This is a genomic window from Micromonospora sp. NPDC047527, from assembly GCF_040643015.1.
In the GTDB taxonomy this organism is placed as follows: Bacteria; Actinomycetota; Actinomycetes; order Mycobacteriales; family Micromonosporaceae; genus Micromonospora.
On sequence record NZ_JBEYTK010000002.1, the window covers coordinates 731,728 to 752,295 of the forward strand.

At 72.8% G+C, this 20,568-nt stretch carries 17 protein-coding genes and 1 riboswitch; of the genes, 11 read left to right on the forward strand and 6 right to left on the reverse strand.

What is annotated here, in order from left to right; translation table 11 throughout:
* Positions 1-55 precede the first annotated feature (55 nt).
* Positions 56-1,243, forward strand: a complete 1,188-nt coding sequence (locus tag ABZ808_RS12285) for a type VII secretion protein EccE (protein WP_357004326.1) — start codon at positions 56-58, stop codon at positions 1,241-1,243.
* A 16-nt stretch (positions 1,244-1,259) separates the two neighbouring features.
* Here the strand turns inward: ABZ808_RS12285 and eccD are convergent, their stop codons facing one another.
* A complete protein-coding gene (gene eccD, locus ABZ808_RS12290) occupies positions 1,260-2,657 on the reverse strand; it encodes a type VII secretion integral membrane protein EccD (protein ID WP_357004328.1) in 1,398 nt (465 codons plus the stop codon).
* Positions 2,658-2,821: 164 nt separating this feature from the next.
* Here eccD and eccCa point away from each other — a divergent pair, with 164 nt between their 5' ends.
* The 6 genes from eccCa to ABZ808_RS12320 all read left to right on the forward strand — a co-directional run bounded on the left by eccCa (position 2,822) and on the right by ABZ808_RS12320 (position 11,150).
* Positions 2,822-6,787: a type VII secretion protein EccCa gene (gene eccCa / locus ABZ808_RS12295; RefSeq protein ID WP_357004331.1), complete on the forward strand. Its 3,966-nt coding sequence runs from the start codon at positions 2,822-2,824 to the stop codon at positions 6,785-6,787.
* Positions 6,788-7,000: 213 nt separating this feature from the next.
* Positions 7,001-7,309: a WXG100 family type VII secretion target gene (locus ABZ808_RS12300; protein ID WP_357004334.1), complete on the forward strand. Its 309-nt coding sequence runs from the start codon at positions 7,001-7,003 to the stop codon at positions 7,307-7,309.
* Positions 7,310-7,334: 25 nt separating this feature from the next.
* Entirely contained in the window at positions 7,335-7,613 is a 279-nt protein-coding gene (locus tag ABZ808_RS12305) for a WXG100 family type VII secretion target (protein WP_357004337.1), read from the forward strand.
* Between the two features lie 83 nt (positions 7,614-7,696).
* Entirely contained in the window at positions 7,697-9,193 is a 1,497-nt protein-coding gene (locus tag ABZ808_RS12310) for a S8 family serine peptidase (RefSeq protein WP_357004340.1), read from the forward strand.
* A gap of 40 nt (positions 9,194-9,233) precedes the next feature.
* Positions 9,234-9,797 carry a hypothetical protein gene (locus ABZ808_RS12315; protein ID WP_357004343.1) on the forward strand — a complete coding sequence of 188 codons (564 nt, stop codon included), beginning with the start codon at positions 9,234-9,236 and terminating at the stop codon, positions 9,795-9,797.
* Positions 9,798-9,812: 15 nt separating this feature from the next.
* A complete protein-coding gene (locus tag ABZ808_RS12320) occupies positions 9,813-11,150 on the forward strand; it encodes a WXG100 family type VII secretion target (RefSeq protein WP_357004346.1) in 1,338 nt (445 codons plus the stop codon).
* A gap of 60 nt (positions 11,151-11,210) precedes the next feature.
* Here ABZ808_RS12320 and mycP read toward each other — a convergent pair whose 3' ends face one another.
* A complete protein-coding gene (gene mycP / locus ABZ808_RS12325) occupies positions 11,211-12,446 on the reverse strand; it encodes a type VII secretion-associated serine protease mycosin (protein WP_357004349.1) in 1,236 nt (411 codons plus the stop codon).
* Positions 12,447-12,496: 50 nt separating this feature from the next.
* Positions 12,497-12,838, reverse strand: coding sequence for a MarR family winged helix-turn-helix transcriptional regulator (locus tag ABZ808_RS12330; RefSeq protein WP_357004352.1), 342 nt, complete (start codon positions 12,836-12,838; stop codon positions 12,497-12,499).
* Between the two features lie 211 nt (positions 12,839-13,049).
* On the opposite strand from ABZ808_RS12330, the gene ABZ808_RS12335 reads away from it, so the two are divergent.
* The gene (locus ABZ808_RS12335) at positions 13,050-13,763 is read left to right on the forward strand and encodes a carbonic anhydrase (RefSeq protein ID WP_357004861.1); all 714 of its coding nucleotides are present in this window, start codon (positions 13,050-13,052) and stop codon (positions 13,761-13,763) included.
* A 73-nt stretch (positions 13,764-13,836) separates the two neighbouring features.
* On the opposite strand, the gene ABZ808_RS12340 is transcribed toward ABZ808_RS12335, so the two are convergent.
* Both ABZ808_RS12340 and ABZ808_RS12345 read right to left on the reverse strand, forming a co-directional pair.
* Complete coding sequence (locus ABZ808_RS12340; RefSeq protein ID WP_357004355.1) at positions 13,837-14,856, reverse strand: hypothetical protein; 1,020 nt, start codon at positions 14,854-14,856, stop codon at positions 13,837-13,839.
* Positions 14,857-14,860: 4 nt separating this feature from the next.
* Positions 14,861-14,991: riboswitch (cyclic di-AMP (ydaO/yuaA leader) on the reverse strand.
* Between the two features lie 166 nt (positions 14,992-15,157).
* Positions 15,158-16,525, reverse strand: coding sequence for a YibE/F family protein (locus tag ABZ808_RS12345; RefSeq protein ID WP_357004358.1), 1,368 nt, complete (start codon positions 16,523-16,525; stop codon positions 15,158-15,160).
* Between the two features lie 436 nt (positions 16,526-16,961).
* Between ABZ808_RS12345 and ABZ808_RS12350 the strand changes: the two genes are divergently transcribed.
* On the forward strand, positions 16,962-18,920 hold the full coding sequence (locus tag ABZ808_RS12350; RefSeq protein ID WP_357004863.1) for a heavy metal translocating P-type ATPase: 1,959 nt from the start codon (positions 16,962-16,964) through the stop codon (positions 18,918-18,920).
* A gap of 6 nt (positions 18,921-18,926) precedes the next feature.
* Here ABZ808_RS12350 and ABZ808_RS12355 read toward each other — a convergent pair whose 3' ends face one another.
* Positions 18,927-19,223 carry a metal-sensitive transcriptional regulator gene (locus tag ABZ808_RS12355; RefSeq protein ID WP_252416044.1) on the reverse strand — a complete coding sequence of 99 codons (297 nt, stop codon included), beginning with the start codon at positions 19,221-19,223 and terminating at the stop codon, positions 18,927-18,929.
* 151 nt (positions 19,224-19,374) lie between these two features.
* Between ABZ808_RS12355 and ABZ808_RS12360 the strand changes: the two genes are divergently transcribed.
* A complete protein-coding gene (locus ABZ808_RS12360; protein ID WP_357004361.1) occupies positions 19,375-19,584 on the forward strand; it encodes a copper ion binding protein in 210 nt (69 codons plus the stop codon).
* A gap of 14 nt (positions 19,585-19,598) precedes the next feature.
* Positions 19,599-20,564, forward strand: a complete 966-nt coding sequence (locus ABZ808_RS12365) for a hypothetical protein (protein ID WP_357004866.1) — start codon at positions 19,599-19,601, stop codon at positions 20,562-20,564.
* The last annotated feature ends 4 nt before the right edge of the window (positions 20,565-20,568 follow it).

The window sequence follows — 20,568 nt, forward strand, 5'->3', positions numbered from 1 at the left end:
GTCGGCGCCGGGCCTTCCGGCGCAGAGCCACATCGTGCAGGAGGGACAGTCAGCGATGACGCAGGTTCAGGCGCGACCCGCCCGAGCGGTCACGAGCCCGTCCGACGTCCCGGCGCGGGTGGCCCCGACCGCCGACCGGCCGGGCCGGGGCCGCATCGGCCCGGTGCTGGTCGGCCAGCTCGTCGTGCTGGAGGTGTGCGCGGTCGCCGTCTGGGCCGCGACGGCCGGCCCGAGTTGGCTGCTCGCCGTGGTGGGTGCCGTGGCGGCGCTGGTCGTGGTGGCGGTGTTCGCCCGGCGGGGTGGGCGCTGGTGGTTCGAGGACGTGCTGCTGCGCCGCCGGTTGCGTCGACGCCGCGAACGCGCCGCGGCGGCGCTGGCCGGCGGTGCGACCGCCGATCCCCGGCTGGCCGCGCTCGCGCCGGAGTTGAGCGTCATCGAGCTGACCGACCGGGGCACCCGGCTGGGCATCGGGCAGGACGACCAGGGCTGGTTCGCGGCGGTCGCCCTGCAACCCGCGACCGGCGCGGCGGTCGGTTCGGTCGAGGCGTCCACCGTGGACCGGGCGATGCGGGTGCTCGCCGACTTCTCGGCGCCGGTCTCCCGGGCTCAGGTCGTCGCGCACACCCTGGTCTGGTACCCGGCCCCCGGTGCGCCGCCGGCGGCGCACCGGACCGTCTGGGTGGCTTTGCGGCTCACGGTCCGCGACGCCCGGGTGGAGACGGTCAGTCGGGGCGGCGGGCTGCCCGGCGTCCACCGGACGCTGGCCGCCGGGATCGGCCGGCTGGGCAAGGCGCTGACGGCCGCCGGGCTCGCCCATCGGGCGCTGGGCCGCGACGAGCTGCGCGCGGCCGTGGTCTCGGCCGCCGGTCTCGATCTGGTCCCGGAGCCGCCGACGGAGACCTGGTTGGGGCTGCGCGGCGGCGGCTGGACGCACCGCTGCCTGGCCCTGCGCGGTCGGCCGGACACCCCGCTCGGCCCGCTGGTGGACGCGATCACCGCCACGTCGGCGCCGTCCCACACGGTGGCTGCGGCGGTCTCGTCCAACGGCCGCGTGGCGGCGCCGCTGCTCCGCGTCGCGGCGATGGACAACCACGTCGAGGCGCTGGTCAAGGTCGTGCGGGACGTGGCACAGCGGGCCGGCGTCCCGGCCCGGCCGCTGGACGGGCAGCACGGCCCGGGTGTGTACGCCAGTGCGCCGGTCGCGTCGGCGCCGGGCGACACCGCCCGCCGGCAGCCACGCTGACGAGGTTGTCGGCGGGTCAGGGCCGCAGGTTGACGATCCAGCCGTACAGGCCGCAGACCCAGAAGGCGAGCGGGACCAGCGAGATGATCAGCATGATCTCGACGATGTCGAGCAGCCGGCCCCAGACCGGTGAGATGCGTTTGCCGGCGACGGTCAGGCCGTAGATCAGGCTGACCACGGCCGCCAGCAGCAGGCCGCCGAGGATCAGACCGAGCCGGACCAGCAGCGAGCCGCCGGCGAAGGTGGCCGCGGCGGTCAGGCCCAGCCCGACCGTGCCGGCGAGCAGCACCGGGATGCGCTGGGCCCGGCCGAGGAGCGGGCGGGCCCGCAGCAGCGAGAGCAGGGCCAGCACCAGGCACAGCAGCACCGCCGGCAGGCGGCCGTCCAGGGCCAGCACCAACTCCGCGCCGAGCACCAGCACCGATACCGTCCACAGCAGACTGGCGAGGAACTGGTCGGCCCGGTCGCTGCGTTCGAGCACCTGACGGCCGTCGACCGACTCGCTGTCGGTCTTCAGGTCCTCCGGGCCGGTCGGGATCGACGGCACCGGCAGCCGGGCCAGCCGGTAGGCCGCCATCGGCAGCGCCGGCACCGCGCCGAACGCGATCGTCGCCACCACGGCTGCCGCTGCCGCGGCGTCGAGGCCGAAGGCCAGGCAGAGCAACGCGCCCAGCCCGGCACCCGCACCCACCCCGAGCGCGGCGAAGAAGAGCGGATAGCGGTCACCGACAGCCAGCACGGCCACCGCCCCGAAGACCACCACGGCGGTGGCCGCGAGCAGGGCGTGCGGGCTGGCCAGCTCGGTCAGCCGCCGGTCGCCCGCGAGCAGCAGCAGGCCGCCGGCGCCCGCGTACACCAGGCCGACCACGGCCAGCACCGCGCCGGTCCGGCTGTCACCGGCGGCGCGGGAGAGCACCGCCGCGCCGACCAGCAGCGCCACCGCGACCAGCAGGGCCGCCAGCGCGCCGGGCAGGTGCGGAGGGCCGGCGAAGAGAGCGGCCAACGCGCCGGCGCCGAACGCCGCCGCGGCGAACAGCACCGCGAAGGACCGGGTCGCGCCGACCTGCCAGGAGCCGGGGCGTTGGTTGGTCGCGGTGGCGACCGCGTCCACCACGTCATCGAAGACGATCTCCGGCGCGGCGGCCGACCGGGGGTTGAAGTACAGCACCTCGCCGTCGCGTACGCCCAGCTGCGCGGCGGTGCGCCCGCCGTCCAGGGGTGCGCCGCCCAGCCGGGACAGCGCCCAGCCGCCGTGCCGCACCCCCTCGTCGGCCAGGTCCTCACCGGCGTAGCGCAGCAGGGTGGGGAGCAGATCGGCCATCGGTACGTCCGACGGAAGGGCCAGATCCATCCGGGTACGGGGAGCCACAATGGTGATCCGGCTCAAGCCACCAGTCGCCGTCTTCGTCGCCACAGTGGCCTCCTGGGTCCATCTACGATCGGCGGGCCGCGGTGCCGCAGTGCGGGTGCACCGCGCCCACGGGAGATTACCTACGATGACGAGCACGTACAGTGCCCACCCGCGGGCTTCGATCCGCGACGGCACGTCATCAGGCCGCTTCTGGGGAGGAGACAGCCGTGAGCACGGTGGTGTTCCGCAGACTCCCGCGCCAGCCGGGGCCGGCCCTGCCACGCGGCGAGGTGTTGCTGGAGTCGCCGCCCGAGCTGCCTGAGCCGACACCCCGCGGGATGGGGCAGTTGCTCATGATCCTGCCGATGGTCTGTGGTGTCGGCGCGATGGCCTTCCTCTACGCGGGCCGGGGCGGCGGCATGATGACGTACGTCGCCGGTGGGCTCTTCGGCGTCTCGATGCTCGGCATGGCGATCGGTTCGCTGGCCAACGGCGGCGGCAACGACAAGGCCGAGCTGAACGCCGACCGCCGCGACTACATGCGCTACCTGGCCCAGATGCGCAAGCGCACCCGCAGGGCGGCCGAGCAGCAGCGGGCGGCGATGGCCTGGCGACACCCGGAGCCGGACGCGCTCTGGTCGATCGCGGCGTCGCGCCGGCTCTGGGAGCGGCGGATCACCGAGGACGACTTCGGCGAGACCCGCATTGCGCTCGGCCCGCAGCGGCTGGCGGTCGAGATCGTCCCGCCGGAGACCAAGCCGGTCGAGGACCTGGAACCGATGAGCGCCATCGCGCTGCGCCGGTTCGTACGGGCGCACTCCACCGTGCCCGAGCTGCCGACCGCGCTCTCGGTCCGCGCGTTCAGCCGGGTGGTGCTGCGCGGCGACCGGGAGCCGGTGCTGGACCTGACCCGGGCGGCCCTGGGGCAGCTGGCGACCTTCCACGCCCCCGACGACCTGGTGATCGCGGTGGTCGCCGCGCCCGACCGGCAGTCGGCCTGGGGGTGGGTGAAGTGGCTTCCGCACGCCCACCACAGTGGCCGGACGGACGCGGCCGGTGCCCGCCGGTTGGTCTTCGCCAGCCTGGCCGAGGCCGAGGAGTCGCTCGCCGGGGAGTTGGCCGGGCGTCCCCGGTTCGCGGCCGAGGCCAAGCCGTTGACCACCGCGCCGCACCTCGTCGTGGTGATCGACGGCGGCGAGATCGCACCGACCTGTCAGCTGGTGGGCCAGGGCCTGCTGGGCGCCACCACGATCGACCTCTCGGGGACGGTGCCGCGCGACGCCGGTCGCTGGCTGCTCTGTCTGGACGTCGGCGACGGCAGCTCACTCGACCTGGTCCGGGGCAAGTCGTCGTCGCGGCTGGGTCGACCGGACGGGCTCACCGCCGAGGCCGCCGAGGGGTTGGCCCGGCAGATCGCCCCGTACCGGCTCTCCCAGCAGCAGACCAGCAGCGAGGAGCCGCTGGCCCGCAGCATGGAGCTGCCGGACCTGCTCGGCGTCGGCGACGCGGCGGCCGTGGACGTCCACCAGACCTGGCGGCCGCGCGGTCACCGTGACCGGCTGCGCATCCCGCTCGGCGTCGGGCCGGACGGCAACGTCGTCGAGCTGGACTTCAAGGAGTCGGCGCACGAGGGCATGGGTCCGCACGGTCTGGTGATCGGTGCGACCGGCTCCGGCAAGAGCGAACTGCTCCGTACGGTGGTGGCCGCGCTGGCGGTGACCCACTCGTCGGAGGAGCTGAACTTCGTCCTGGTGGACTTCAAGGGCGGTGCCACGTTCGCCTCGCTGGAGGCGCTGCCGCACACCAGCGCGGTGATCACCAACCTGGCCGACGAGCTGCCGCTGGTCGACCGGATGCGCGACGCGCTCGCCGGTGAGATGGTGCGCCGGCAGGAGCTGCTGCGGGCGGCCGGCAACTACGTCTCCCGCTTCGAGTACGAGAAGGCCCGCGCGGCCGGCGAGCCGCTCGCGCCGATGCCCAGCCTCCTGATCATCTGTGACGAGTTCAGTGAGCTGCTCGCCGCCAAGCCCGACTTCATCGACCTCTTCGTGATGATCGGCCGGCTGGGTCGGTCGCTCGGCGTGCACCTGCTGCTCGCCAGCCAGCGGCTGGAGGAGGGCAAGCTGCGCGGCCTGGACACCCACCTGTCGTACCGGATCGGTCTGCGCACCTTCTCGGCGGTGGAGAGCCGGATCGTGCTCGGCGTGCCGGACGCGTACGAGTTGCCGAACGCGCCGGGGCACGGCTACCTGAAGACCGACACGAGCACGATGCTGCGGTTCCGGGCCGCGTACGTCTCCGGGCCGTACCGGGTGCCCGGCCAGCAGGCATCCGCGTCGCAGGCCCTGGTGCAGCGCCGGATCGTGCCGTACGGCGTCGACTTCCTGCCGGCGCAGGCCCCGCAGGTGCCGTTGGACACCGCACCGGAGCCGGAGCAGCCGGCCGACGGCAAGGCCGTCGCCATGCTGGACGTGCTGATCGACCAGCTCAAGGGCCGGGGCCGCCCGGCGCACCAGGTGTGGCTGCCGCCGTTGGCGGACCCGCCGGGCCTGGGTGAGCTGCTCGGCCCGCTGGCCGTCGACCCGACGTACGGGCTGTGCACCGCGTCCTGGCCGGGCCGGGGTCGACTCACGGTGCCGGTCGGCGTGGTGGACCGTCCGTACGAGCAACGCCGTGACCCGATGATGGTCGAGCTGGCCGGGGCCGGTGGCAACGTGGTCATCGTCGGTCGCTCGCTGAGTGGCAAGAGCACCATGCTGCGCTCGCTGCTCGCCTCGTTGGCGCTCACCCACACGCCGCGCGAGGTGCAGTTCTTCTGCCTGGACTTCGGCGGCGGCGCGCTGCGCAGCCTGGAGCGGCTGCCCCACATGGCCGGGGTGGCCGGCCGGCGGGACGTCGAGGCGGTGCGCCGGACGGTGGCCGAGGTGGTCGCCGTGCTGGACGAGCGGGAGACGCGCTTCGCCCAGCACGGCATCGACTCGGTGGCCAGCTACCGCCGTCGCCGGGCGGCCGGTGAGTTCGCCGACGACCCGTTCGGCGACGTGTTCCTGGTGGTGGACGGCTGGAACACGCTGCGCCAGGAGTACGAGGAGCTGGAGCAGACCATCACGACGCTCGCCAACCGGGGCCTCGGTTTCGGCGTGCACGTGGTGCTCACCGCGGTGCGGTGGGCGGAGATCCGGATCAACATGCGGGACCTGCTCGGCACCAAACTCGAACTGCGCCTGGGTGACGCGGCCGAATCCGAGATCGACCGCCGGTCGGCGATGAACGTGCCGGAGAAGTCGCCCGGCCGCGGTCTGACCCGGGACAAGCTGCATTTCCTCACGGCCATCTCGCGGATCGACGGCCGTCGGGACATCGAGGATCTGAGCGAGGCGTCGATCGCGCTGGCCGGGCACGTGGCGGCCAACTGGCCGGGACGCCCGGCGCCGAAGGTGCGGCTGCTGCCGCGCCGACTCGCGGTGGCCGAGCTGGCCCGGATCATCGACCGGTCGGCGCCCGGCCTGCCGATCGGTGTCAACGAGTCGGCGCTCGCGCCGGTCTACCTGGACCTGGCGAGCGAGCCGCACCTGACGGTCTTCGGTGACGCCGAGTGCGGCAAGACCAACCTGCTGCGGCTGATCGCCCGGGGCATCACCGAGCGGTACACGCCCGCGCAGGCCCGGCTGGTGATCGCCGACTACCGGCGTGGGCTGCTGGGCGCGGTGGAGGGCGAGCACCTGCTGGACTACGCGCCGTCCAACCAGGCGTTCGCCCAGGGGCTCGGCTCGATTCGCAGCGCCCTGTCCAACCGGCTGCCCGGCCCCGACGTGACCACCGCCCAACTGCGCGATCGCAGCTGGTGGAAGGGTCCGGACCTGTACATCCTGGTCGACGACTACGACCTGGTGGCCTCCGGTGGCAGCAACCCGCTCAGCGCCCTGCAGGAGCTGCTGCCGCAGGCCCGCGACATCGGTCTGCACCTGATCGTCACGCGGCGGGTGGGTGGCGTGTCCCGGGCGCTCTACGAGCCCGTGCTGCAACGGTTGCGGGAGCTGGATTCGCCCGGCCTGCTGATGTCCGGTAGCCGGGAGGAGGGCGCGGTCTTCGGCACGTTGCGTCCGAGCCCGCAGCCGCCCGGCCGGGGCACCCTGGTCCGTCGCCGCGACGGCCAACAGCTCATCCAGACCGCTTGGTCCGAGCCGTCCTGATCGGGCGGCGCGGCAGCGGGCGTCGGCTCAGCTGCTCCACTCATGTTGGCTGATTCGTCACTATCCATCGACTGCCGCCGACCAGGGCTGCGAGGACTGGACGGACTCCGCTACCGTCTCTGTTGGAGTGTCCGTCGGTGGGGTGTCGATGCCTTGCCGCGGGGGAGGGGCGCGGCAAAGCCGCCGCCACAACATGACGGAAGGGTGTGAAGCATGGCGTTCGAGGTCGAAGCTGCGACTCTGCATACTGCCGCGAGTGACGTGCGGTCCACGCGCAGCGAGGTCGACGGCGAGCTGAAGAAGCTGTGGAACGTAGTCGACGACCTGGCCATGGCGTGGAAGGGTCAGGCGTCCACGGGCTTCCAGGGGCTCATGACCCGCTGGAACGAGGACACCGCCAAGCTGCTGACCGCGATGGACAGCATCGCGGACCTGCTCGACAAGTCGGGTACGACGCACCAGGTCAACGACGAAGAGCAGCAGCAGATGCTGGACAAGTTCCACTCCGCTCTCAACCCGTGATCCGTAGCCAGCAGAGGAGGAAGTCGTGACGATCAAGGTTGACTACGCGGTCCTCGAGAGCAGCAACCAGCAGATGCAGGCCATCTCGAAGACCATCGACGAGAAGCTCGACACGCTGCGGTCGATGCTGTCCAAGCTCCAGTGGGACGGCGAGGACCGGGTTGCCTACGAGCAGCACCAGGCGAAGTGGGACCAGGCCGTCCGGGACATCAACCGGGTCCTGAACGAGATCGGTGGCGCCGTCGGCATCGCCCGCGAAAACTACGTCTCCACCGAGATGAGCAATTCCAAGGTGTGGGGCTGAGACAATCGCCGGTGCGGCTCCGGTCCGGTTCGACCGGGCCGGAGCCGCATTGCGTTGGCGTCGGCACAGGTTCTGGGAGAGCGATGCGTACGGGGAAGCGTTTCCGATCGGCACGGGTCACTGCTGCGGCCGCGCTGGCGTTCTGCGCCGCGTTGGCCCCCGTCGCGACTGTCGCACCGGCACCGGCGCGGGCCGCCGACACCGTCCGGGGCCTGCAGTGGTATCTCGACTCGCTGAAGATCCCCCAGGCGCACAAGATCACGCAGGGCAAGGGTGTCGTGGTCGCCGTCATCGACGGCGGGGTGGACGCCACCCATCCCGACCTGCGCGGTCAGGTGCTGGCGGGGCACGGTGTCAACGCCGGGGCCGCGCCGGACGGGCGGCGTGACGACGACCGGGAAAAGGGGCACGGCACGTCGATGGCCGGCATCGTCGCCGCACGTGGTGGTGGCCCGATGCGTCAGTTGGGCATCGCCCCGGCCGCCAAGATCCTCCCGGTCTCGATGGGGGCCAGGTCCAACAGCGATGACCTCGACCTGGGGGTCCGGTGGGCGGCGGACGCCGGTGCCGACGTCATCAACATCTCCATCAGCTCCGGGGAGGGCACGCCGCCCCCGGAGCTGGTGGATGCGATCCAGTACGCGTTGAGCAAGGACGCCGTGGTGGTGGCCTCCGCCGGCAACGTGGAGCAGGGCAACCGGCAGGTCACCACGCCCGCCAACATCCCCGGCGTCATCGCCGTCTCGGGTCTGGACAAACGGGGCGGCTTCTTCGCCGGCTCAGTGCGCGGCCCGGAGACCGTGCTCGCCGCACCGATGGAGAGCATCATCGCGCCGGCGCCCAAGACGGTCTCGTCGAACGGCTACTCGGTGGGCAGCGGCACCAGCTCGGCAGCCGCCGTCATGTCGGGGGTGGTGGCACTGGTCCGCGCCGAGTATCCGCAGTTGGACGCCGCTAATGTGATCAACCGGCTGATCAGGACGGCTCGCGATGCCGGGCCGGCGGGCCGTGACCCGCAGTTCGGCTTCGGCGCGGTCGACCCGGTCGCCGCGCTGACCCGCTCGGTGCCACCGGTGACGGCCAACCCGCTGTTGGAGGGTTCGACCGAGTCGACCCGTCCCGGTGGCGCGGCCCGTCCCGCCGACGACGACGGTCCGGCGGTCGAGTTCGGGGTGTCCAACAAGGTCGGTGCCATCGTCCAGGTCGTGCTCTGCCTGGCCCTGCCGATCATCGCGCTGGTCGTCCTGCTGGTGGTGCTCAGGCGCCGCAAGCGGCGTACGCCCGCCGTGACCGGCCCGTATGCCGGCGCAACCGGTCCGCCGCCGCCGGGCTGGCCCGCCGGCGCACCCGGTCCGCCGCAGCCGCCGGGCTGGCCCGCCGGCCCGGCCGGCTGGCAGACCCCGGCGGGGCACGTCGCGCCGCAGCAACCCGTTCCGGGGTACGGTCCGCCGCCGGGCCAGCCTGCTTACCCGCCGCCGGGTCAGCCGGCATCGGGGCACCCTCCGGTGCAGGCCGCGCCGCCGCCGGGAGGGTGGGCGGGGCCGGGCCAGGCGCCTCCGCCACCGGGCACGCAGCAGTAGTGAGCGCAGACCACCAGTCAGGGTTTCGGGGAGGGGACCGATGACGGACGACAGGACCAGCCAGCCGGAACGGTTCAAGAACGACGACATCTACATCCCGGTCCCGGTGGCGGGGATGCCGACGTCGGGTCTGGCCGTGACCGGCTTCGAGATCGACAACGTCAACCACGCCGCGACGCCGGAGGGTCTGGTCACCGCCCCCAGCGAGGCCGGCGTCAAGACCGAGTGGGATGCGACAAGTCTCGACTCGGCGATCGGATGGCTGGAAACCCACGCGGCCTACCTGAACAAGCTCTCCTACAACATGGTCGACATCCAGGACCTGATGGGCGGTGCGACCGCCGGCGTGGCGGGCGGGGTGGGCGGCCAGGCCAGCCCACTCGGCGGGTTCGACTGGGCGGGCCGGTTGGCGGCCAAGCACCAGGGGCTCTACCGGGACACCGAGTCCGGCGTGCAGAAGCTCGCCCAAAGTCTTTACGACGCGGCCGAGGCGCTGCGTCAGGTCAAGCAGAACTACGAGACGGCGGAAGAGCAGAACCGGATGTCCGCCGCCGACATGCAGCGGGTCTTCGGCGATGTGGCCGGCCGCGGCGACGGCCGTTAGGACGGGGGACGGTAGATGGGCCTGAGCTGGGAAGAGATGTGCCAGAAGGTCGTCATCGACGGCCGGCCGGGTGATGTGGAGAGCGCCGCCCTCGGCTGGGAACAGTTGATCAAGAATCTCAACAACATCGAGCAGAGTCTCGATACCAACATCAAGGACCTGGGCACGACCTGGAAGGGCCCTGCGTACGAGGCGTTCAAGGCTCACGTCGAGCAGATCGCCAAGGACACCGGCCAACTCGTGACGGACGCCGAGAAGGGCACCGGCATCGTCCAGTCGCTCAAGACCGCCGCCGACAAGCTCACCGCCGCCCAGCGGGACTTCCCGATCCCGGCGACCTGCGTCAACGACGTACTGGAGGCGCGCAACGCCAAGCTGACCCTCAGCGTCGGCTTCTTCGAGGCAAAGGTCGCACCGGACTTCCTCGGCTGGCTCGACCCGGTGAGCGCGGTCGCTGACTGGATCAACGACCGGTCCAAGGATGCGGCCGACGTCTACCAGCGGGTCAGCGGCGAGTATCAGGCCATCGCGCCGGGCACACCCGGCAGCGCCACCCCGAACATCGCCGGGGACCCGACCCGTCAGCAGCCGAATCTGGACACCGGCGGCGGGGGTGGCGGCGGTGTCCGTGGTGTGCCGGACATCGGCGGCAGCCCGGACATCGGCGGCACGAACGCCAAGCCGTCGCTCGGTGCGTTCGACACCGGCAACCCGCCCGGCGGCTCCGGCGTCCACCCCGCCCTCACGGGCGAGTACGGCCCCGGCACGGGCGGCTACCCGGGCACCGGCGGCGTACCCGGCACGGGCGGGCTGGATGAGGAATTCAGCAGCGGCCTCGCGGGTGCCGGCGGCGGTACGCCCGGCCTGGGCTCCGGTGGCGGTGGCCTCGGCTCGGCTGGCCTCGGGTCCGCCGGCGGCGGGCTCGGCAGCGGCGGCGGCCTGGGCAGCGCCGGGGCCGGTGCCGGCGCTCTCGCCGGCGGCGGCGCGATCGGCCGGCCGGTCGCCCCGGGCATGGGCCCGATGATGGGCGGCGGCGCGGCGGGTGCCGGTCGCGGCGGAGGCTCCGGTGGCCGGCTCGGCGCGGGCGGCAAGCTGGGCGGCGGCGGCATGGCACCCGGAATGGGTGGCGTCGCGGGCGGCGCCGGTGCCGGTCGGGGCGGTGCCGGTCGGGGCGCCGCGGGTGCCGGTGCCGGCGGTCGGGGTGCGGGTGCCCGAGGCGCTGGCGGAATGGCCGGGATGGGCGGCGGCGGTGCCGGCTACGGCGAGGAGGAGGCTCCCCGCAACACCTGGCTGGAGGAGGACGAGGACGTGTGGGGTGCGGACGGCGGAGGGACCTCCGGCGTCCTGCGCTGAAGCTTTGGGCGCCACGGTGTCGATGCGCTCCACCGCATCGGCACCGGCGCTGTCGTCCGGTCAGCCGGTGACCGGTGTGTCGGGGCGTCGGCCGGGGCGCCAGCCGCGTCGGCGGCCCCGCGCCACGATCGGTCGCGCGATCAGCAGCAGCCCAGCGAGCAGACCGCCGACCACGGCGGCCCAGAGCGCGGCGGTGCGTTGCCAGCCCAGCGGGTCGGCCGTGCCGGCGGGTGCCGGGAGCGCGTCGGCCGGCGGGTTCGAGCGGGTGCCCAGCAGGCTCGACACCGCCCGGTACGGGTTGACCACGCCGTAGCCGATCTCCGTGTTGTGCCCTTCCGGTGGGCTGTCCGCCGTCCGTTCCAGCCGGTCGGCGACCTGCTCCGGGGTGAGGTCCGGGTGGGCGGCCCGAACCAGCGCGACCACCCCCGAGACGTACGCGGCGGCGAAGCTGGTGCCGCCTGTCGGTTCGGCGCGGTAGCCGGACCCGCCCGGTGCCGGGCCGACGATGTTCAATCCTGGCGCGGCGACGTCGACGTAGGCGCCGCTGACCGAGGTGCCCACGTGGCCGCCCTGCTCGTCCACACCGGCGACCGCGATCACCCCGGGGTACGCGGCCGGGTAGGCCGGCTTGTCCTCCTGCTGCTCCTGCCGGTTTCCGGCTGCGGCGACCAGCACGACCCGCTTGGCGAGGGCGCGCTCGACGGCCTCCGCCAACTCGGGGCGGGGCAGGGTGACCAGGGAGAGGTTGATCACGTCGGCGCCGTTGTCGACCGCCCAGTTGATGGCCGCCGCGATCTGCCCCGGCAGGGCCTCGTCGTTGGTGCCCTTGGCGTCCGGCAGAACCCGGATCGGCAGGATGCGGGCCGCCGGGGCGACGCCGCTGAAGGGTGCCCCCGTGCCCTCCTGGCCGGCGATGATGCCGGCCACCATCGTGCCGTGACCGGCCAGGTCGCACTGGCCCTGGTTGGCCGGCAGGTCGTTGAAGTCGCGCCCCGCGAGGACCTGGCCCTTCAGCAGGGGGTGGATGGCGGAAACCCCAGAGTCGATCACCGCGACCGTCACCCCGGCGCCCCGGGAGAGCGGCCACGCGGACGCCGGGTCCAGCCGGCGTAGCCCCCAGGGCATCTCCACCAGGCCGTCCTCCCCGGCCGGGCCGCAGGTAGGCGGTGCCGCGACGGCAGGGGAGGCGGGGACCACCAGGGCGGCGCCGAGCAGGGCCGCCAGCGTTCCACTGAGGACTGCTCGGACGCCGTGGCGGGACCGGTCGGTCGCGCTCAACGGCAGGCTCTCGCGCACTCGCAAAGGTTACCGCCGCGTCGCATCGGGCAGCGGCCCGGCGGCGACGGTCAGGGCTGGTGCGCGACGTCCGCGGCGGGCGCGTCGGCGAAGAGCGCGAGCAGGTCACCGACCTGGCGGTAGGCCTCGGCGGGGTGCCGGAATCGGCCGGCCGGGTTGAGGGTGTACTCGTTGCGGCGCCCGACCCGGGTGCGGTGCAGGTAACCGCCCGCCTCCAGGTCGGCGACGATGGCCTGCGCGGCTCGTTCGGTGACGCCGACCTCGGCCGCAACGTCCCGCAGTCGAGCGGTGGGATCACGGGCGATGGCCAGCAGGACATGACCGTGGTTCGTGAGGAATGTCCAGTTCCGGCCGCTGCCGGTGCTGTCGCCGGCCGTTGCCGTGCTCGTCATGGTGGATCGCCTCTCCGGTTGTCCGCCCCGTCTCCCGCGCGTCATCTGCGCCCGGGCCGAGGGCCAACGTATGAAATCTAAATCACGCATATCTTGACGCATCTTGCGGTGCGTGTGAACGTGGAGCCAGCGCCCGCCGCCGGTCCGGCCGATGTGCGGGTTGAGCAGGTCAAATGTGTGGAGACGAGGTGCGGGGATGAGCCGTTCCGCTATGCCCGGTGGGCAGCCGGGCCCGCAGCGGGCCACCGAGCGGGCATCGGCGCTCAGCGAGCCGGCCCGAGCGTACGCCGAGCTGGCCGACGGCAACCGACGCTTCGTCAGCGGGGCTCCGCGCCACCCCAACCAGGACGCCGAGCATCGGGCCGCGGTGGCCGACGGCCAGCACCCGTTCGCGGTGATCGTCGGCTGTTCCGACTCCCGGTTGGCTGCCGAGATCATCTTTGACCGGGGCCTGGGTGACCTCTTCGTGGTCCGCACCGCCGGGCACATCGTGGGCCCGGAGGTGCTGGGCAGCGTCGAGTACGCGGTGACCGTGCTCGGCACCCCCCTGGTGGTGGTGCTCGGCCACGACTCCTGCGGTGCCGTGCAGGCGGCCCGTGAGACGGCCGCCACCGGCACCTCACCCGGAGGGCATCTGCGCACGGTGGTCGACGCGGTGCTGCCCAGCCTGCGGCGAGCCACGGCCGAGGGAGTGGACGACATCGACGGCATCGTCGACATCCACATCGCACAGACCGTCGAGACGCTGCTCGGGCAGTCGCCGGTGCTGGCCGACGCGGTGGCGCAGGGGCGGTGCGCGGTGGTGGGAGTGTCGTACCGCCTCGCCGCAGGTGGAGTGCGTCCGGTGACCCCCGTACCGGCCGGTGCCGCGACGCTCGACGTGCCCGCCGCCCCGGACGGCCCGGCGGCGCCCGCCGCCGCCTGACGTAGCCCGAGACCCGCGACGAGGGCCGCCCCGCGCGATGCGGGGCGGCCCTCGTCGACTGCTGTAGGCGTGGTCAGAGCAGCGACATGTGGACGTGGTCGGTGTGGTTCGACGGCCCGCTGTACGAACTCCACCCGGTCGCCGGGAACCAGATCTGTCGGTTCCAGATCACGTAGTAGATGCCGAGTCGGTCGGCGTTACGGATGAGGAACGCGGCGACGTTGTTGCCGTACTTGCGGGTGTCCTCGTTGTGCCACGGGGCGAAGCCGCTCTTCTGCAGCGACCAGTCGCAGGCGCGGCCCTTCGGGTGCTCCCACGGCCCGCCGGGGCGGTAGCAGCCGACGAAGCGGTTGAAGCCGGCCAGCTTGACCTCCTTGTACGCGTGCAGCGTGCGGGGCGTGACGCAGCCGGAGGTGGTCGGGTCGTCCTCGCTGCACGACTGCGGCTTCCAGTCACCGTCGGCGGTGCGACCCGGGCCGATCTTCGCGACCCGCGAGGTGGCATCCACCAGGCCGCCGGTGAAGCCCTTCCCACCGACGAGGGAGAGCGCCTTGTCCGCCTCGCTCTTGCGCTTCGCCATCAGTGCGGTCTGCTTCTGCTGCTCGCGGACCTCCGTGTCGAGGGCCAGCTTGGCCTGCTCGGCGCGGGCCTTGACCGTGTTGACCTCGGCGAGCTTCTTCTCGTTGACCATGTTCATCTCGTCGAGCGTCGCGGCGCGCTGGACGAACGAGTCGGGAGCGTCGCTCTCCAGCAGCATCGCGATCGCGCCGATCCGGCCGGTCCGGTACGACTGGGCGGCGATCTGCCCGACCTGCGGGGCCAGCGCCTCCAGGTCGGCTTTGGCCCGGTCGACCTCTATCGCGAGCTCCAACTGCCGCTTCTTGGATTTGTCCAACTTGGACTTGGCGGCGGAGTAGTCGCGGTTGGCCTGCTCGATGACGTCGTTGAGCAGCTTTGGCTCGCTGTCCTCCTCGTGCCCGGACGGTGTGGGGGTCGCCGGGGCGGCGTGGGCTGGGAGGGGCCCGGCAAGCACGGTCAGTGCGGCGATCACGGCCACCACGGGTGTCAACCAGCGGCGTAGGGGTGCCGTCACAATGTTCCCTTCCGTCGACCGCCGACCGGGTTAGCTGACGGGTTCGGGGCGGAAGTGGCCCCTACCGCTGCTGCGGATTCACCCCACGTGCCTGGGTCCCCGGCTCGCCGGTTGGCGATTGGGCGGTGGCACCGCAGGCGCCGCTTCGCGCCTACATCGGTAACCGGCAGCGAGGTTACCCGAGAGTCGACCGGGTGAGCTACGCCTGGATGCCCACCAAAAGCGTCATTTCGCCATGGCGTTGAGTGACCAGTGACGTGGCCTCCAGGACGACTGCCCGATCCGGTCACGCTGAGGAGTGTCACCATGCCGTATCTGTGCTCCTGTTCGACTGCGGCCACGGATCGGTGGCGGTGGGTGGGGGTGGGGTCCGCGTCTGGTCCGGCCCGTCGGGTCGATCCGTTCGCGGTGAGCCGAGTGCCGCCAGTGCCTCTGCCCGGTCCGGTCGGGGGCGCGGGGCGGGAGCATCGGCGGACGGGGTGGCATCCGACCGCCCGGCCGCGGTCACCACCGCGGCCAGCCCGGTGGTCAGCGGCACGGCGGCGATCAGGCCGAGTGTGGCGACCGCGCTGCGAACGATCTCCTGCGCGAGGAACTCACTGGTGAGGATCTGCGCGATCGGCCGCGAGTCGGCGGTGAGCAGGAGCAACAGGGGGAGTGACGCGCCCGCGTACGCCAGGACGATGGTGTTGACCGTGGAGGCGATGTGGGCGCGGCCGACCCGGGTGGCCGCCCGGTATAGCTGCAACCGGGTCAGCCCCGGGTTGGCGTTCGCCAACTCGGTGACGGTGGCCGCCTGGGTGACCGTCACGTCGTCGAGCACGCCGAGCGACCCGATGATGATCCCGGCGAGCAGCAGACCGTGCAGGTCCACGTCGCCCTGGAACATCGACAGCGTCGTCGCCTCCTCACTGCCGAAGCCGGTGAGGTGGGTGGCGGCCGTGGCGATGGTGGCGAGTACGCCGGTGAGGATGAGGCTGCCCAGGGTGCCGAGCACCGCGACCGAGGTCTGCGCGGTGACCCCGTGCGTCAGGTAGAGCACCACGAACATGATCAGCGCGGCGCCGACCACCGCCACCAGCAGCGGTGACCCCCCGGCGGCGATGCCCGGCAGCACGAAGGTGAGCAGGATCGCGAAGCTGGCCGCCAGCCCCGCGAGCGCGGCGAGGCCCCGCCATCGGCCGAACGCGACGATCGCGGCGGCGAAGACCACCGCCAGCCACAGCAGCGGCGTTCCCCGCTGGTGCTCGGCGATGTTCCAACTGCTGGCGGCGGGATCGGTCGGATCGGTCAACTCGACCATGATGACCTCGTCGCCCACCGCCACCCGGGGCGCTCCGGGCCCGGCGGGGACCGGGGTCTGGACCTGCTGCCCAGCGCTCGGCCCGTCCTCCACCCGTACGTCCACCGTGCCGCACGGCCCGTCCCCGGCGGCCGATGTGCCCTCGGGGTTCGCCGCCGGCGGGCAGGGCTCGGTCACCACCCGGGTCACCGTGCCGTGGTATCGCGGCACGTCCGCTTCGCCACCGGCGCGCGGTGACCCGTCGCGCGGCCAGAGCACCACCGCGGCGAGGACGGTGGCCACGAAGAGCGGCACCACCGTCGCGACGAGGATCCGTCGCACCCCCGGCGGGGCGGGCGGAGCGGAACGGCTGTGGTCGGAACCCAATGCGAGAACTCCCAACGATCCGGTGCGGGGTACGTGTCAGCGGACCGGTCGGTTCACCGTTGACAGGGAAACGGCTGCGAGAGGCGCGATGGACCGCCGACTGACGATCGTTCGATCACGGACGGTAATCGCCCGGCACGGTTGACCGGCAGTGGCGCCACGACGTGGTGGCGCCGCAGCCTGGGTGTGCGGCGTCGTATGGAGAGTCATCCTGGGAAATGCTAACCAGGCCACAGCGGGCTTGCAGTTCGTGACGGGGTGTCGGATAGGCGAACCACTCGCGTGGCGGCCACCGGCGGGGCATGTTGGAGGAATGCCCGCTCCGTCAGCGCCCGACCCCGACCGCCAGCGGCACGCCACCCCCGCCGCGCCCACGCAGCACGCGGAGCACGACAAGCACGCGGGGCATGACAAGCACGTCGGGCACGATCCGGCGATGTTCCGTCGCCGCTTCTGGGTCTGCCTGGTGCTCACCATCCCGGTGGTCCTGACCAGCCATCTCGTCTCGGATCAGCTGGGCCTGAGCGACGTACCGGGCCGATCCTGGGTGGGCCCGGTGCTCGGCTCGGTGGTGTTCTGGTGGGGCGGCTGGCCGTTCCTGGTCGGCGCGGTCCGGGAGGTACGGGACCGGGCACCGGGCATGATGCTGCTGATCGCGATGGCGATCACCGTGGCCTACACCGCATCGCTGGCCACCAGCGTGGGCGCCTTCGACCTGGACTTCTGGTGGGAGTTGGCCGCGCTGGTCACCATCATGCTGCTGGGGCACTGGCAGGAGATGAAGGCCATCGGGCAGGCGCGGGGCGCGCTCGCGGCGCTGGCCGCGCTGCTGCCGGACGAGGCCGAGCGGGTGGCTGCGGACGGGCGGGTCGAGGCGGTGCCGGTGACCGACCTGCGGATCGACGACGTGGTGCTGGTCCGCCCGGGGGGTCGGGTGCCGGCGGACGGCCGGATCGTCGAGGGTGACGCCGAACTGAACGAATCGATGATCACCGGTGAGTCCCGGCCGGTAGCGCGGTCGACGGGCGATCGGGTGGTGGCCGGTACCGTCGCCACCGACTCGGCTGTCCGGGTCCGTGTCGAGGCGCTCGGTGAGCAGACCGCCCTCGCCGGCATCCAGCGGATGGTCGCGCAGGCGCAGGCCTCCGGTGGCCGGGCGCAACTGTTGGCCGACCGGTTCGCCGCCGCGCTGTTCTACGTGGCCACCGGCACCGCTGTGCTGACCGTGCTGGTCTGGACCGCGCTCGGTCAGCCCGACGAGGCGGTAGTCCGCGCGGTCACGGTTCTGGTGATCGCGTGCCCGCACGCGCTCGGTCTGGCCATCCCTCTGGTCGTCGCGCTCTCGACCGCGCTGGCCGCGCGGTCCGGAATCCTGATCAAGGACCGGTTGGCGTTGGAGCGGATGCGGACCGTCGGCGCGGTGCTCTTCGACAAGACCGGCACCCTCACCCGAGGCGAGCACGTGGTCACCGACGTGGTGGTGGCGGCGGGCACCGAGCGGGGCGAGGTGCTGCGGATCGCGGCGGGCGTCGAGTCGGACAGCGAGCATCCGCTGGCCCGGGCGATCGTGACGGCGGCCGGGCGTGCCGGCCCGGCCCCGGCTGCCAAGTTCCGATCGCTGCCGGGCCGCGGTGTGCAGGCCACCGTCGACGGTACGGAGTACGCGGTGGGCGGGCCGGCGCTGCTGCGGGAGCTGGGCCTGTCGCTCCCGGCGGAGTTGAGGGAGGCGACCGGGCGGTGGTCGGCGCGGGGCGCGGCGGTGCTGCATCTGGTGCGGCTGCCGGGGACCGTGCTCGGCGCGTTCGCGTTGACCGACGAGGTGCGTCCGGAGGCTCAGCGGGCCATCGGCGAGCTGCGTGCCGAGGGCGTACGGACGATCGCCATGATCACGGGTGACGCCCGTCCGGTGGCCGAGGCGGTCGCGGCCCAACTCGGCTTCCGGCCCGGAGTCGACGAGGTCTTCGCCGAGGTGCTGCCGGCGGAGAAGGACAGCCGGGTGGCCGAGCTCCAGGGGCGAGGGCTGACCGTGGCGATGGTCGGCGACGGAGTGAACGACGCGCCCGCGTTGGCCCGAGCGGACGTGGGCATCGCGATCGGGGCGGGCACCGATGTCGCGATCGAGTCCGCCGGGGTGGTGTTGGCGTCGTCGGACCCGCGCGGGGTGGGTGCCGTGGTCCGGCTGTCCCGGGCGTCGTACCGGAAGATGCGGCAGAACCTGGCCTGGGCGGCGGGCTACAACGTGGTGGCGCTGCCGCTGGCGGCGGGAGTGCTGGCCTGGGCGGGTGTGGCGTTGAGCCCGGCGGTGGCCGCGCTGTTGATGTCCGCGTCCACCATCGTCGTGGCGCTCAACGCGCAGTTGCTGCGCCGAGTCCGTCTCGACCCGGCATCGGACTGAGGGTCGTCAGCCGCGCTTCATGAGCCGGCCGACCGCCGCCATCATCTCGGTGGCCATCTCGTCGGCCCGGCCCTCGGCCGCCCCCTCGTGCATGCAGTGCCGGGCGTGCCCGTCGAGCAGGCCCAGGGCAACCTTGTCGAGTGCGGCCTGGATCGCGGAGATCTGGGTGAGCACGTCGATGCAGTAGCGGTCCTCGTCGACCATCTTCTCGATGCCCCGGACCTGCCCCTCGACGCGCCGAAGTCGCGTGAGTAGCTGGTCCTTGCTGGCGGTGTATCCGCGGATCGGGGTCGGTGCGGTCATGGCGACCAGGATAGCGTACCCCTGGGGGGTATGGTACTGTCGCTCTCGCCGGGATACCCCCACCGGGTACCGGTACATGACAAGGGCACGGATCCGTCTCCGACTTACCCCCGGGGGGTATAGGCTCGGAGATGACAGAGGGAGACATTCGATGGTCAGCACGACGTACCAGGTGAAGGGCATGACCTGCGGGCACTGCGTCAGCGCGGTCAGCGCCGAGGTGGGCGCCATCGCGGGCGTGCACGACGTTCAGGTCGACCTCGGCACCGGCCAGGTCACCGTCAGCAGCGAGCAGCCGGTGGCCGTGGAGTCGGTCCGGGCCGCCGTCGACGAGGCCGGCTACGACCTCGTCGAGGCGTGATCGGGCGGCCCGGGATGAACACGGTGACCAGGCTGGGCGGTTTCGCCCTCGGTCTCGCGGCGGTCTTCGGCGCGGCGTACGGGATCGGCCGGGTCGCCGACCCGGCCGCCCCGAGCGCCGAGAGCCGGCACGACGGCGGCGCCGCCCACACCTCGGGCCCCACCGCGCACGACGAGGCGGCCGGTCTGCTCCCCGGTGGTCTGCTCGTCTCCGACCGTGGCTACACCCTCGAACCGGTCGCCGCGCCGGCCGGCGAGTTCGCGTTCCGGATCGCCGGGCCGGACGGCCGCCCGGTGACCCGGTACGACGTGGCGCACGACAAGCGGATGCACCTGATCGTGGCCCGGCGGGACCTGTCCGGCTTCCGCCACGTCCACCCCGACCTCGCACCGGACGGCACCTGGCGGGTCGACACCCCGCTGGCCGGCCCCGGGCAGTGGCGGGCGTTCGCCGACTTCACCCCGACCGGCGGTGAGCCGCTGACCCTCGGGGTGGACGTGACAGTCCCCGGCGCGCTGACCGAGCGGCCCCTGCCCGCCCCGGCCACCAGCACCACCGTCGACGGCTACACGGTCACGCTGACCGGTGAGCCGCAGCCCGGCCGCACCTCACCGCTCACCCTGACCATCAGCCGAAACGGGCAGCCGGTCACCGACCTGGAGCCCTACCTGGGCGCGTACGGGCATCTGGTGGCACTGCGCCGGGGTGATCTGGCGTACCTGCACGTGCACCCGGACGGGACACCCGGCGACGGGCGGACCAAGCCCGGCCCCGCCGTCACCTTCCTGGCCGAGGTGCCGTCGGCCGGTAGCTACCGGCTCTACCTCGACTTCCGGCACGGCGGGAGTGTGCACACCGCCGAGTTCACCGTCGTGGCCGGCACCCCACCGGCCGACGCCCCGCCCAACGGCGGCGACCCGAGCGGACCCGCACCGACCGACGGCGCCGACCACGGCACCCCCGGCCACGGGCACAACTGACGGG